The following is a 13,087-nucleotide window of genomic DNA, read 5'->3' as shown; positions in this document are numbered from 1 at the left end:
GGCACCTGCCCCTCGGTGTGGCGGCGACCAAGTCGATCGGTTGTGGCCACCGTGTCGACCAAGGGCAGTACCCGAGACCTAGCAGATTACTCTCAGTGCGGCGGGAACGGAGGTGAATCTGACTTTCTCCCGCTCGCCGAGATAGTCCCCGTCCAGCTGGAACGCCTGCGGGCGGCTGGAGACCAGCGTGAACTCCGGCGTGTCATGGAGTCGTAACACCTGCCGACCGCGTGGATCGGGTTGCCGGGACAGGAACTGCGTCACTGTCCGTGTTGTGCTAGCCACCCGGAGCTGACGCAACGCCAGCACATCGAGCCCGAGATCGAACGACGCCGCCGGGTTCGGGTTGACTTCCCGGTCGCCCAGGTACGTCCACGGTGCCGTGTTCTGGATGATGACGGTGGCCAGCTCGGCCTCCGCCGGCTCGCCCGGACGCTCCAGGACGATCGCCGGGTGCCGACGGTCCGAGGCGAAGAAGTACTGATTCATGATCGAACGCAGATAGAGCGACGGCGTCGAGACCCGCCCCTTCCGCCGGGCCTGCTCCACCCGGTGGATCACCGCGGCGTCCAGGCCGAAGCCGGCGCAGAAGGTGAAGTAGCGGTCGTCGGCGAGGCCCAGCCCCACCGTCCGGCTCCGGCCCAGCCGCAGCCCTTCCAGGATCATGCTGGTCGCCTCCGGCCACTCCCGGGGCAGACCCACCGCGCGGGCGAACACGTTGGTCGAGCCGCCGGGGACGGTCGCCAGCGCGGGCAGTCGCTCGGCCATCGGCGCGTCGTCGGCGCGAGTCGGCGGTTCGGCCGTCATCAGGCCGTTCACCACCTCGTTCACAGTGCCGTCGCCACCCAGGGTGACGACCAGGTCGACGCCCTCAGCGGCTGCCTCCCGGGCCAGCGCCACGGCGTGCCCACGCCGACGGGTGTAGCGCACGCTGAGATCGACTTCGCTGCGCAGCGCCCGGACGAGCACGTCCCGGCTGCGTTCGCTGGTGGTGGTGGCCTTCGGATTGACCACCAGGACGGCCCGCATGGGCGGCACTGTACCTTCCGGCAGCCCGGGTATCGTGGCGCGCGTGACCATCGACTCGGACCCGATCCCCGTCACGCTCCGCTGGGCGGTCCGGCTGCTGTGGGCGGAGGCCGCCGTCGTCGGGCTGATCGCCGTCTGGCTGGTCTGGGCCGACCTCACCGCCACCCGCACCGACCTGCTGGCGGCACTGCTGGTGACCGTGTTCGCCGTCGGGGCGGCCGTCGTGCTCTGGGCCCTGGGTCGCGCGCTGCTGCGGCGTCAGGCGGGCGCACGCGCCCCCGCGATCGTGCTTCAGCTGATGCTGCTGCCGATCGGGTGGTTCATGATCCAGGCCGGCCTGGGTTGGCTGGGCGTGCCGCTGATGGTGTTCGGCCTGGGCGTGGCCTGGCTGTTGATCTGCCCACCGACGACCCGCGCCCTCGGCTTCGAGTGACCGCGCCGGTGCCTCGGACCGGTCAGTAGCCGCCGGAGCGACGGGTGAGCAGCGCGATCGTGGCCCGATCGCCGGAGGACGTGGCGGACGCCGAGGTGGTCAGCGCGGTGAGCACCTTCCAGGCGAAGGACGACTCGGCGGGCAGGGTGGCACCGCGCACCGTCGGCACCGTCACCTCGACCGTCAGCGCGTCGTCGGTGACCGCGAAGCGGCACTCCAACTCGGCGTCGCGGGTGGCGATGGCGAGCAGCATGGCGCACGCCTCGTCGACAGCGATCCGCAGATCCTCGATCTCGTCGAGCGCGAACTGCAACCGGGCCGCGAGACCCGCGGTGGCGGTGCGGAGCACGCCGAGGTAACCGCCGTCGGCAGGCACCGTGAGGTGCACCACGTCGTCGTCGGTCGCTGGTTGGCCAGTCAGTTGAGTCACGCCTCATCCCCCCGGTCGGGGACTCTACCCGGTCGGTCGCCCATTACGCGTGCCGGCGGTGGCGGCTTGCTCGGCCAGCTCGCGGAGAGCGGCGCCACTGAGCCGGTAGGCAACCCACTCGCTCATCTGTTCGGCGCCGATCGAAGCGTAGAAGCCGGCAGCCGGATTCCAGTCGATCATCTGCCACTCCAGCCGCTGGTAGCCCCGCCGTACGCAGATGTCGGCCAGCGCGGCGAGCAGCAGTCGACCCGCTCCGGTGCCCCGGGCGGACGGCCGGACGTAGAGGTCCTCCAGGTGGATGCCGTGCACGCCGGCCCAGGTGGAGAAGTTGAGGAACCACAGCGCGAAGCCGACCGGCTCGTCGCGCTCGTCGACCGCGACGTGACCGAAGAGCGCCGCAGCGGTCGTACCACCGCTGCGGCTCGGCACGTCCGACGTCACGCCGCTGCCTGGAGCAGCCGCGAAGAGCGCCGAGGTCAGCTGCTCGTTGGTGAGGTGGCACTGCTCCGGGGCGCGCTCGTACTCGGCCAACTCGTGCACCATGGCGACGACGGCCGGCACGTCCTCGGGACGTACCGGCCGGATCGTCGGGATGACCGGGAAGGTCACGCCTTCTTGGTCTCCCAGAAGATCTTCGAGATCTCGTCGATCTTCGCGAGCAGCTTGTCGGCGGTGGCCGGGTCGAGGCTGCCCTTGACGCCGCTGGCGCCGGCGAGCTTGGTGGCCTCGTTGAACAGGCTGTGCAGGTTCGGGTACTTCTCGAAGTGCGGCGGCTTGAAGTAGTCGGTCCACAGCACCCAGAGGTGGTGCTTGACCAGCTCGGCGCGCTGCTCCTTGATGATGACGGCGCGGGTGCGGAACTCCGGGTCGGTGTTCGACTGGTACTTCTCGCAGATCATTTTGACCGACTCGGCCTCGATCCGGGCCTGTGCCGGGTCGTAGACACCGCACGGCAGGTCGCAGTGAGCGCTCGCGGTGACGCGGGGCGCAAGGATGCGCGGAAGTCGCATCAGGATCCTCCATGGGAAGTTTGCGATGATCAAAGGCGACATTACTCCTGGGGATGCTCCCCGAACCGGGTGGAGGTGAAACCAGTGGTCGCCGATCACCCGGCTGAGGTGCCCCGGTTGCGGAGGCCGCTGACCGCCGTTCTGGTGACCGGCCCGTCCATGGCCCCGACTCTGCGCCACGGTGACGCGGTGCTGGTTCGTCCCGGTGGCCGCCCGATCCGAGCCGGCGACGTGGTGGTCGCGGTCTTCCGGACCCGGCCCGATCTGCTGGTGGTGAAGCGTGCGGTCCGGCCGCAGGACGGCGGCTGGTGGCTACGCGGCGACAACGACCTGATCACCGATGACTCCCGGGCGTACGGGGTGGCCGACGTACGCGGACGGGTGGTGGCCCGCTACTGGCCGCGCCCCGGACGGGTGCCTCGTCGTCAGTTATGACCCTGCTCACATCCGGGGGGTGGTGCCGACACTATGCTCGGAAAGTGCCCGGGTGACCCCCCGCACCGCGTGCCACCGCTCGCCGCCCACCTCGCGGCGGGGCAGGCCGCCTCACATCTGCTCGACAGATCCTGGAGTCACCACCATGTCTTCGTCCACCGTGGACCCCGCTGATCCCGTCTTCCTGCTGCACCGGGGCGGCAAGATGGCCGTCACCTCGACCGTGCCGCTCACCAGCCGGGAGGACCTCTCCCTGGCGTACACCCCGGGGGTGGCCCGGGTGTGTGAGGCGATCGCCGCCGACCCCGCCCTGGTGGACGACTACACCTGGGTGTCGCACACGGTCGCGGTGGTCACCGATGGCTCTGCGGTGCTCGGGCTGGGCAACATCGGCCCCCGGGCCGCCCTGCCGGTGATGGAGGGCAAGGCGGTGCTGTTCAAGCAGTTCGCCGGGGTGGACGCGGTGCCGGTGTGCCTGGACACCCAGGACGTGGACGAGATCGTCGCGGTGGTGCGGGCACTGGCCCCCTCGTTCGGTGGGATCAATCTGGAGGACATCAGCGCGCCGCGCTGCTTCGAGATCGAGCGTCGGCTCGACGAGGCGCTGGACATCCCGGTCTTCCACGACGACCAGCACGGCACCGCCATCGTGGTGCTGGCCGCGTTGCGCAACGCCGCGATGTTGCTCGACCGCAAGCTCGGTGACCTGCGGGTGGCGGTGAGCGGCGCGGGCGCGGCCGGCGTGGCCGTGACGAAGATGCTGATCGCCGGGGGCGTCAACCCCGACCAGGTGGTGGTCTGCGACTCCAAGGGGATCATCGGCCGGCACCGCACCGAGCTGACCGGCACCAAGGCCGAGCTGGCGGCGAGCACCAACGCCGACGGCCGCCACGGCGACATCACCGAGGCGCTGCGCGGCGCGGACGTGCTGGTCGGGGTCTCCGGCGGGCAGATCCCCGAGGCCGCGGTGGCTCAGATGGCACCCGGCGGGATCGTGTTCGCGCTGGCGAACCCGACTCCCGAGGTGCACCCCGAGGTGGCCGCCCGGCACGTCGCGGTGGTCGCCACCGGGCGCAGCGACTACCCCAACCAGATCAACAACGTGCTGGCCTTCCCCGGGGTGTTCCGCGGCGCGCTGGATGCCGGTGCCACCCGGATCACCGAGGCCATGAAGGTCGCCGCCGCGGACGCCATCGCCGGTGTGGTGGCGGAGTCCCTGACCGCAGACGCGATCGTTCCGTCCCCGCTCGACCCGCGCGTCGCGCCGGCAGTGGCCGAGGCTGTCGCCGAAGCCGCCCGCCGCGACGGCGTCGCCCGCCGGTAACCGCACGCGTGGGCCAGGGGCGCTCCGGCGCAGCATGCGCCGCTGGCCTACGCGCACGGCTTCTTAACGAGCGCTCAGCTTGTTACCGTGCCGATCATGCGTGCTGCCTTTGCCTCCCGTTTCGACGACGCCGACCCGCTCGCCGCGCTCACCGTCGGCGAGCGGCCCGAGCCGACCCCGCCGGCCGACGACTGGGTGACCGTGCAGTTGCGGGCCACCTCGCTCAACCACCACGACCTCTGGTCGCTGCGCGGGGTCGGTCTCACCGAGGCCCAGCTTCCGATGATCCTCGGCTGCGACGCGGTCGGGCTGGACCCGGAGGGACGCCCGGTGGTCGTGTACCCGGTGGTCGTCACGCCGGGTGACCCGCGCGGGGTTTCCATCCTCTCCGAGCACTTTGCCGGGACGCTCGCCGAGCGGGTGGTCGTACCCCGGTCGAATCTGATCCCGCTGCCCGACGGCATGGCGGCGACCGACGCGGCGTGCCTGCCCACGGCCTGGCTGACCGCGTGGCGGATGCTGACCACCAAGGGACGCGTCGCGGACGCCGACAGCGTGCTGGTCCAGGGCGCGGGCGGCGGTGTGGCCACCGCGGCCGTCGCACTCGCCGTCGCGATGGGCAAAAGGGTGTACGCGACCAGCCGCGACGCCGTCAAGCGGGACCGGATCTCGGCCCTCGGCGCCACCGCCTTCGAGCCGGGTGCCCGGCTGCCGGAGCGGGTCGACGTGGTGATCGAGACGGTCGGCGCGGCCACCTTCGACCATTCGCTGAAGTCGGCCGCGCCGATGGCCCGGATCGTGGTCTCCGGCGCGACAGCCGGGCACGAACCGTCGGTCAACCTGCGCCGGGTCTTCGCCATGCAACTGGAGATCCTGGGCACCTCGATGGGCACTCCCGGCGAGCTGTACGAGCTGCTGGCGTTCTGCTCCGACAACGAGGTGCGTCCGGTGGTGGACAGCGTCATCCCGTTCAGCCGGGTCGAGGACGCCTTCGCCCGACTGCACTCCGGCGACGCCTTCGGCAAGGTCGTCATCGACCACACCGCCTGACGCCCGGCCCTGCGGCCCTCACATCAAGATCCGCGCAACATCGGGGTAACTGCTGCCTCCCGGGTGTCCCGAGGCAGCAACATCCCCGATGTTGCGCAGATCCTGGGCGCGGGGCGGGCCTCAGAGGTGGTCGTCGAAGGTGGCGATGTCGCCGCGCGTGGCGTCGGTGGAGATGCGCTTCTTGGCCTCCGGGTCGCCGTAGAGCGACCAGCGCAGGAACTCGACGGACGTGTCCGAGACGACCCGCAGCGTCGCGCCGTCGCTGAGCAGCGCCCGCCCGTGGTCGCCCTTGGGCAGGCTCAGCATCGCCTTCGGCCAGGGCACCTTGTCGTACGCGGCCCGGCCCGCCGCGTACTCGACCACCTCGTCCAACTCGCCGTGTACGAACAGTTGCGGTGCGGCCGCACCGGCGAACGCGGTGCCCACGCCGAGCGCCGTGCCAGCGAACACCACACCCGCGTCCAGCCGCTTGTCCCGGCTCGCGGTGAACAGGCCGATGGTGGTCACCCCGCCCGCCGAGTGCCCGGCCGCGGCCACCCGTTCGCCGTCCAACCGGCCGCGCAACGCGTCGCCGGCCTTGCCGTCCAATGCCAGCACCTGGTCCAACGCGTACGACACGTCGGCGGGTTGGTTGAGCACGTCGAGGACGTTGTTGTCCGCGCCCCGCGAGGTGTGCGGGAACGTCGGCGCGGCCACCACGAACCCTGCTGCCGCCCAGCGGGTCAGCAGCGTGGCGTAGTCGTCCGGTCGCCCACCCAGGCCATGACCGAACATCACCACCGGGAACCGGCCCTCCGCCGCCGTCGCCGACCGCTTGGCCGCGCCGCCGGACTGCCCGGCCGCCGGGTACCAGAGCGTCGTCGGCAGCGCCCGGCCGTCCCGGTTCAGCTTGAGCTGGCGTACGCCGACCGCGAAGGCCCGCTGCGGGGCCTTGCCGGCGGGAACCTGCGGTGTCGGCGTGGCGGCGGGCGGTGGTTCGACGGGCGCCTGCTGGCTCTCGGTCTTCCTGGCGTCCGCGGAGCAGCCGACCAGACCGGCAATGAGCACGGCGCTGGCCAGCAGGGCGGGGGTGACGCGACGTGGCATGAATCCGATTGTGCCCTGCCCCGCTGACGTGCCCGGTGGACTTCGACGCGGTGTGCCCGTCGGCTCACCCAGCGCGCCCCGGCCGGTGTCAGGCCGCGGCGCGTTCAGTGAGCGGGCGTCGCCGTCGTGCGGTATCGGTCAGCGCGCGCGGCGGGAAGGCGGCGTTCGGGTCGTACCGGTTCGTTCCGGGCGGAACGATCTCGTCGATCCGGTCGAGGGTCGCGTCGTCCAGGGTGAGCGTGGCGCCCTTGAGCAGGTCCTCCAGGTGCGGCATGGTCCGCGGTCCGATGATCGCCGAGCTGACGGCCGGATGGGCCACCGTGAAGGCGATGGCGAGCTGCGGGAGCGTGCAGCCGATGCTCGCCGCGAGGTCGACGAGCTGTTCCACGATGTCGAGCTTGGCGGCGTTCTCGGCGATCGTGGGGTCGAACTGCGCCGGCCGGAGCACGGCCCGCCCGGTCGACAGGTCGATGGGCTGGTCCCTGCGGTACCTGCCGCTGAGGAACCCGAAGGCGAGCGGACTCCAGACCAGCACCCCCATGCCGTAGCGCTGGCAGACGGGGAGGGTCGACGCTTCGACGCCGCGGGCCAGGATCGAGTACGGCGGCTGCTCGGTGCGCAGGCGTCCCAGGCCACGACGCTCGGACACCTGGTGCGCCTCGACGATCTCCTCGGCCGGGAAGGTCGAGCAGCCGAAGGCGCGGATCTTCCCGTCGCGGACGAGGTCGGTGAGCACCGAGAGCGTCTCCTCGATGTCGGTCGAGGGGTCGGGACGGTGGATCTGGTAGAGGTCGATCCAGTCGGTGTTCAACCGCCGGAGGCTCCCCTCCACCGCTGTGAGGATCCACCGCCGCGAGTTGCCGCCCTGGTTGGGTCCCTCGCCCATCGGAAAATGCACCTTGGTGGCGAGCACGACGTCGTCCCGGCGGCCCCGCAGCGCCTTGCCCACGATCTCTTCGGACTCGCCCCGGCCGTACATGTCGGCGGTGTCGATGATGTTGATGCCCTGGTCGAGGGCGGTGTGGATGATGCGGGCGCAGTCGTCGTGGTCGGGGTTGCCGACGGCGCCGAACATCATGGTCCCGAGGCAGTGGGTGCTCACCTGGATGCCGGTGCCGCCGAGGGTGCGATAACGCATGTCGATGCTCCTTGGCTGATGTGCTAGCGATCACCGCGCACCCTAGGAGCTAGAGTCAGCTCTAGGTCAACTCCTCGTTACCCTGCTCGGCATGGCCGAGATCACCGCGGGTCTGAGCATCGGGCAGGTCGCCGAACGCACCGGCTTGAGCGTGCACACCCTCCGCTTCTACGAGCAGGAGGGCCTTTTCGTCGGCCCGGTGCGGCGTGGCCCTGGCGGGCGTCGCAGCTACAGCCAGGACGACGTGGACTGGCTGACCGTCTGCATCATCCTCCGCGCCTCCGGGATGCCCCTGCCCGCGCTCCGGCGGTACACCGACCTCGTCCGGGAAGGCGCCGGCAACGAGGAGGAACGGCTCGCGCTGATGCGCGAGCACCACCGTCGCGTCACCACCCAGATCGACAGGCTCACCCAGAGCCTGGACCTGATCACCTTCAAGGTCGGGGTGTACGAGGACCTACTCGACCCGCACCGGAGCGCAGCCGAACCAGATCGTCGGCGTCCTTCGGACGACGGGGACGTTCCGGCATCCAGACCGGGTACATCTGCTTGAACTCGATCTGGGCTGCCACCGAGATGGTCGGCGCGCAGAGCGGGCCGATCCGGCCGGGTGGGGCGTCCAGCATCCCGGCCGGCAGCGGCGTGCCGGCCCAGGACCCGGCACCCACCGTCGGTCGGCCGGCGGCATCCCGACCCAGGTACGCGAAGCTGACCTCCACGTCGGCGGCGAACAGGTCGAGCTGCGACTCCACGGGCATCCGCGGGTCGGGAAGCCAGCCCCGGGCCAGCAACAGGCCGGCCAGCCGGTCGGCGTCGTCGCGCCAGCAGTACCAGTCGACGTCGACGTGCGGGCGGGTCACCGCGCCGAGCTGGAAGTCCATCGCCCAACCGCCGCGCAGCCAGACCGGGATACCTTCCGCCCCGGTCACCTCGATGACCTCGGCGATGCTCGCCAACTGCCGGCGCGCAAGCTCGTCCACCGGACGACCGTACCGGTGTCGGTCGGGGTCAGTGGGCCGGGCGGGACTCGTAACGGGTCAGGGTGGGGGAGTGGGCGTCGGCGGGGAGGCGGGCACCGGCGGCTCGGTCGCCGCAGAGAGTCCAGCGCAGGAAGTCGGTGGTGGTGGCGAGGACCGGGGCGAAGCCCTGGGTGGTCCGGCGTGAGGTACGCGCCGTGGTCCCGGCCGAGCAGGCTGAGGAACGCGGCCGACCCGGGGGTGCGCGCGTACGCGGCCCGGCCGACCGTCACCACCGGGTCGGCGGTGCCGTGCACGAAGAGCACCGGCGCGGCCGGTCCGGCGAAGCTGCCCGGCAGCCCACCGCCGGCGATCAGATCGTCACCGGCAGAGGGCGCGCCGAGCGCGGATCGAGGGTGAGCGTATGCACGCCGACGGCGTACGACCCCTCGGGCGCCCGACGCGCCGACGCCGGCCCGGTGGACCCGCCAGCCACGGCGGTGGCCGGCGCACAACCGGTCAGCAGCGCTGTCACCGGTACGGCCATCAGCCGGCCCGCCCCCATCGTTGCACGGTAGGTGCCTGGGCGGACACAGCGTCCCCGCCATCCGGCTCGGGTGCACCCGCCACCCGGTCGGGTCACCTCCGCCGGCCGGGTCCACCCCTGGGACGCAGCGGGCCGGGGACGGTGTCGCGTGACCAGCTTCGCTAGGGTCACCGACATGCCTGAGAACTACACGGACCCCAGCGGCAACACCGAGGCGTTCCGCGCCTTCAACCAGACGCCGGAGACTGCGACGCCGACGGAGGCTCCGTCCCGCCTGCCGCTCATCATCGGTGCGGCAGTGGTCGTCGTGGTGCTGGTGGCACTCGTCGCCTGGCTGGCGACCGGCTGACCGAACCGCCTGGCTGGCGACCGGCTCACGCAGCCGCCTGGCTGGCCCCCGGCACTGAATGGGCTTCACCGACTCGCGCGCACCCCCGGGCCTCCCGGGGGTGCGCGCCTCAGTCGTGTCAGGCCGCCCCGACCACGTCCCGGGTCTGCCGGGCGATCTCCCGCTCCTCGTCGGTGCGGATGACGCAGACGCTCACCTCGGCGCCGTCGGGCGAGATGAACCGGTCGCCCTCGCCGTCGTTGCGGGCGTCGTCCACGGTGATACCGAGCCGGCCCAGGCCGGCCAGCGCGGCGGCCCGCACCGGCGCGGCGTGCTCGCCGACCCCGGCGGTGAAGGTGATCGCGTCGACCCGGCCGAGCAGCGCGTAGTACGCCCCGACGTACTCCGTGATGCGCCGGCAGTACACGTCGAAGGCCAGCGCCGCCGCCCGGTCACCGGCGGTCCGACGTTCGAGCACCTCGCGCATGTCGTTGACGCCGGTCAGCCCGAGCAGGCCGCTGCGGTGGTTGAGCAGGTCGTCGATGTCGTCCACCGACAGCCCGCCCTCCCGGCGCAGATGGAAGATCACGGTCGGGTCCACGTCGCCGCTGCGGGTGCCCATCACCAGCCCCTGCAACGGGGACATGCCCATCGAGGTGGCGACGCTGCGGCCGTTCGCCACCGCGCAGGCGCTGGCCCCGTTGCCCAGGTGCAGGGTGATCGTGTTGACCTGCTCGTACGAGCGGCCCAGCAGTTCGGCGGTGCGCCGGGACACGTACGCGTGCGAGGTGCCGTGGAAGCCGTACCGGCGGATGTCGTAACGCTCGGCGGTGTCCCGGTCGATCGCGTACGTCGCGGCGGCCTCCGGCAGGGTGTGGTGGAACGCGGTGTCGAAGACGGCGACCTGCGGCACGTCCGGCAGCGCCGCGCGGGCCACCTCGATGCCGGCCAGGTTGGCCGGGTTGTGCAGCGGGGCGAGCGGCACCAGATTCTTGATCGCGGCCAGCACCGCGTCGTCGACGAGCACCGGCTCGCTGAACGTCCGGCCACCGTGCACCACCCGGTGTCCGACCGCCGTCAGCCCGGTCAGGTCCAGCCCGTCCAGGATCTGCCGGACCGCCTCGGCGTGGTCCGCCGGGCCGCCGCCGGGCTCGCCGATCCGCTCGACGGTGCCGTGCTCGAGTGCCTGGTCCCCGTCGTAGCGGCGCCACTTCACCGACGACGACCCGCAGTTGAGCACCAGCACCCGACTCACGACGCCTCCTCGGTGGCCGCCTGGATGGCGGTGATCGCCACGGTGTTGACGATGTCCGGCACCGTGGCACCCCGCGACAGGTCGTTCACCGGCCGCCGCAGGCCCTGCATGACCGGGCCGACGGCGACCGCCCCGGCCGAGCGCTGCACCGCCTTGTACGTGTTGTTGCCGGTGTTCAGGTCCGGGAAGATGAAGACCGTGGCGTGCCCCGCGACGGGGCTGTCGGGCAGCTTCGTGGCCGCCACCGCCGGGTCGATCGCCGCGTCGTACTGGATGGGCCCCTCGACCAGCAGGTCGGGCCGGCGCTGCCGGACCAGCGCGGTGGCCGCGGCGACCTTCTCCACGTCGGCACCCGCGCCGGAGCTGCCGGTCGAGTACGACAGCATGGCCACCCGGGGTTCGATGCCGAACCGGGCGGCGGTGTCGGCCGACGAGATCGCGATGTCGGCGAGCTGGGCCGCGTCCGGGTCGCGGTTGACCGCGCAGTCCCCGTAGACCAGCACCCTGTCGGCGAGCAGCATGAAGAAGACGCTGGAGGCCACCGAGACGTCCGGAAGCGTACGGATGATCTCGAACGCCGGCCTGATGGTCGCGGCGGTGGTGTGGGTGGCGCCGGAGACCATGCCGTCGGCACGGCCGGTGGCCACCATGAGCGTGCCGAAGTAGTTCGGCTGCGCGACGATGTCGTGCGCCAACTCGGCGGTGACGCCGCGGTGGGCGCGCAGCCGGGCGTACTCGGCGGCGAAGTCGTCGCGCCACTCGCTGGCCCCCGGGTCGACGACCCGCACGTCGCCGAGGTCGATGCCCAACTCCCGGGTGCGTCGGGCGATGTCGTCCGGCCGGCCGAGCACCGTCAGTTCGGCCACTCCACGCCGTAGCAGGATCTCCGCCGCGCGCAGGACCCGCTCGTCGGTGCCCTCCGGCAGCACCAGGTGCCGGGGCTTCGAGCGGGCACGGTCGATCAGCTCGTTCTCGAACATCAGTGGGGTGACCCGCGCCGACCGGCTGACCCGCAGGCGACGGGCCAGGTCATCGGTGTCCACACAGCGCTCGAACGCGCCGAGCGCGGCCTCCACCTTGCGGGGATTGGTCGCGCTGGGCCGGCCCTCGATGCGACTGGACGCGGCCACCGTGTCGTAGCTGTCGCTGGGTACGGAGAGCACCGCCAACCCGGTGTTGAGCCCCTCCACCAGCCGCATGACCCTGGGGTCGGGCTGCTCGCCGAGGGTGAGCACCAGTCCGGCCACCGACACCTGTCCGGCCACGTGCGCGGCGCTCGCGGCGACGAGCAGGTCGGCCCGGTCCCCGGGGGTGATCACCAGGGCGCCCTCGGTGAGGTGGCCCAGCAGGGTCGGCACGTGTGCCGCGCCGACCACGAAGTCCAGCACGTCTCGACCGAGTGCGGCGTCGTCCCCGGCCAGCAGGGTGGCGCCGAGGGCCGCCGCCACCTCGGCCACCGTCGGCGCGGACACGCTCGGCACCTCCGGGATGGCGTACGCGGGGACCGGCAGTTCGGGCAGCGTCATCGGCTCGGTGACCCGGTTGGCGATGACCGCGAGCACCGTCGTGCCGAGGTCGGCCAGATCGTGGTACGCCCCCCGCATCGCCGACGCGACAGCCGCCGGCTCCTGCCCGAAGCCGTCCACGACCGGCACCACCACGCTGCCGAACTCGGTGGCCAGCCGGGCGTTGAAGGCCAGCTCCCGGGGGTGGGCCGGGTCGCCCGGCTCGTCGAAGTCACTGCCCACCACGACCACTGCCGGGCACTGCCGCTCCACCGCCCGGTAGCGCTCGACGATGGCGGAGATGAGCTGCTCCCGTCGGCCGTCGGCGACCAGTGCCGACGCCTCGGCGTAGCTCGCCCCGGCCAGTTCGGACAGTGGCACCTCGACGCGGTAGCGCTCGCTCAGCAGGGCGAGGATCGGGTCCTTGCCGGTGTCGGCCACCAACGGCCGGAACACGCCGATCCGCCCGACCTGGCGGGACAGCAACTCCGCCAACCCGAGGGCGATCGTCGACTTGCCCCCGCCGGACCCCACGCTGGTCAGGTAAACACTCCGAGCCAC

The 13,087-nt window shown here is 71.8% G+C and carries 16 protein-coding genes; 6 read left to right on the top strand and 10 right to left on the bottom strand.

Features of this window, described 5'->3' with window-relative positions; translation table 11 throughout:
* Positions 1-78: 78 nt before the first annotated feature.
* A complete protein-coding gene (locus ACIBEF_RS01825) occupies positions 79-1,029 on the bottom strand; it encodes a diacylglycerol/lipid kinase family protein (protein ID WP_396790287.1) in 951 nt (316 codons plus the stop codon).
* 43 nt (positions 1,030-1,072) lie between these two features.
* On the opposite strand from ACIBEF_RS01825, the gene ACIBEF_RS01820 reads away from it, so the two are divergent.
* Positions 1,073-1,462, top strand: coding sequence for a hypothetical protein (locus tag ACIBEF_RS01820; protein WP_396790285.1), 390 nt, complete (start codon positions 1,073-1,075; stop codon positions 1,460-1,462).
* Between the two features lie 22 nt (positions 1,463-1,484).
* Here the strand turns inward: ACIBEF_RS01820 and ACIBEF_RS01815 are convergent, their stop codons facing one another.
* From ACIBEF_RS01815 to sodN, 3 genes are all read right to left on the bottom strand, one after another.
* On the bottom strand, positions 1,485-1,892 hold the full coding sequence (locus ACIBEF_RS01815; RefSeq protein ID WP_396790284.1) for an ATP-binding protein: 408 nt from the start codon (positions 1,890-1,892) through the stop codon (positions 1,485-1,487).
* A 24-nt stretch (positions 1,893-1,916) separates the two neighbouring features.
* The gene (locus ACIBEF_RS01810) at positions 1,917-2,435 is read right to left on the bottom strand and encodes a GNAT family N-acetyltransferase (RefSeq protein ID WP_396790436.1); all 519 of its coding nucleotides are present in this window, start codon (positions 2,433-2,435) and stop codon (positions 1,917-1,919) included.
* Positions 2,436-2,497: 62 nt separating this feature from the next.
* Positions 2,498-2,902 carry a superoxide dismutase, Ni gene (sodN, locus tag ACIBEF_RS01805; RefSeq protein ID WP_396790282.1) on the bottom strand — a complete coding sequence of 135 codons (405 nt, stop codon included), beginning with the start codon at positions 2,900-2,902 and terminating at the stop codon, positions 2,498-2,500.
* Positions 2,903-2,986: 84 nt separating this feature from the next.
* Here sodN and ACIBEF_RS01800 point away from each other — a divergent pair, with 84 nt between their 5' ends.
* The 3 genes from ACIBEF_RS01800 (at position 2,987) to ACIBEF_RS01790 (ending at position 5,711) form a co-directional block, all read left to right on the top strand.
* Positions 2,987-3,337 (top strand): S24/S26 family peptidase, encoded by a 351-nt coding sequence (locus ACIBEF_RS01800; RefSeq protein ID WP_238677854.1) that lies wholly within the window; start codon positions 2,987-2,989, stop codon positions 3,335-3,337.
* A 145-nt stretch (positions 3,338-3,482) separates the two neighbouring features.
* A complete protein-coding gene (locus ACIBEF_RS01795; protein WP_396790280.1) occupies positions 3,483-4,661 on the top strand; it encodes an NADP-dependent malic enzyme in 1,179 nt (392 codons plus the stop codon).
* 87 nt (positions 4,662-4,748) lie between these two features.
* Entirely contained in the window at positions 4,749-5,711 is a 963-nt protein-coding gene (locus tag ACIBEF_RS01790) for a zinc-binding dehydrogenase (RefSeq protein ID WP_355008145.1), read from the top strand.
* A 120-nt stretch (positions 5,712-5,831) separates the two neighbouring features.
* Here ACIBEF_RS01790 and ACIBEF_RS01785 read toward each other — a convergent pair whose 3' ends face one another.
* Together ACIBEF_RS01785 and ACIBEF_RS01780 are read right to left on the bottom strand one after the other, a co-directional pair.
* Positions 5,832-6,797 carry an alpha/beta hydrolase family protein gene (locus ACIBEF_RS01785; RefSeq protein WP_396790276.1) on the bottom strand — a complete coding sequence of 322 codons (966 nt, stop codon included), beginning with the start codon at positions 6,795-6,797 and terminating at the stop codon, positions 5,832-5,834.
* A gap of 88 nt (positions 6,798-6,885) precedes the next feature.
* Positions 6,886-7,935, bottom strand: coding sequence for an aldo/keto reductase (locus ACIBEF_RS01780; RefSeq protein WP_396790274.1), 1,050 nt, complete (start codon positions 7,933-7,935; stop codon positions 6,886-6,888).
* 91 nt (positions 7,936-8,026) lie between these two features.
* Here ACIBEF_RS01780 and ACIBEF_RS01775 point away from each other — a divergent pair, with 91 nt between their 5' ends.
* Positions 8,027-8,488: a MerR family transcriptional regulator gene (locus ACIBEF_RS01775; RefSeq protein WP_396790272.1), complete on the top strand. Its 462-nt coding sequence runs from the start codon at positions 8,027-8,029 to the stop codon at positions 8,486-8,488.
* On the opposite strand, the gene ACIBEF_RS01770 is transcribed toward ACIBEF_RS01775, so the two are convergent.
* Complete coding sequence (locus tag ACIBEF_RS01770) at positions 8,370-8,915, bottom strand: nucleotidyltransferase domain-containing protein (RefSeq protein WP_396790270.1); 546 nt, start codon at positions 8,913-8,915, stop codon at positions 8,370-8,372. The genes ACIBEF_RS01775 and ACIBEF_RS01770 overlap by 119 nt on opposite strands.
* Positions 8,916-9,264: 349 nt before the next feature.
* A complete protein-coding gene (locus tag ACIBEF_RS01765) occupies positions 9,265-9,456 on the bottom strand; it encodes a hypothetical protein (RefSeq protein WP_396790269.1) in 192 nt (63 codons plus the stop codon).
* A 157-nt stretch (positions 9,457-9,613) separates the two neighbouring features.
* Here ACIBEF_RS01765 and ACIBEF_RS01760 point away from each other — a divergent pair, with 157 nt between their 5' ends.
* Complete coding sequence (locus ACIBEF_RS01760) at positions 9,614-9,787, top strand: hypothetical protein (RefSeq protein ID WP_355008141.1); 174 nt, start codon at positions 9,614-9,616, stop codon at positions 9,785-9,787.
* Between the two features lie 118 nt (positions 9,788-9,905).
* Here the strand turns inward: ACIBEF_RS01760 and ACIBEF_RS01755 are convergent, their stop codons facing one another.
* A complete protein-coding gene (locus ACIBEF_RS01755) occupies positions 9,906-11,021 on the bottom strand; it encodes an acetate/propionate family kinase (RefSeq protein WP_396790266.1) in 1,116 nt (371 codons plus the stop codon).
* On the bottom strand, positions 11,018-13,087 hold the full coding sequence (pta, locus tag ACIBEF_RS01750; RefSeq protein WP_396790264.1) for a phosphate acetyltransferase: 2,070 nt from the start codon (positions 13,085-13,087) through the stop codon (positions 11,018-11,020). Before pta ends, ACIBEF_RS01755 begins: the two co-directional genes overlap by 4 nt.

This window comes from Micromonospora sp. NPDC050795 (assembly GCF_044456785.1).
GTDB lineage: Bacteria > Actinomycetota > Actinomycetes > Mycobacteriales > Micromonosporaceae > Micromonospora.
Note: the sequence above shows the minus strand (reverse complement) of the source record. Positions and strands in the feature narration are given on the sequence as shown.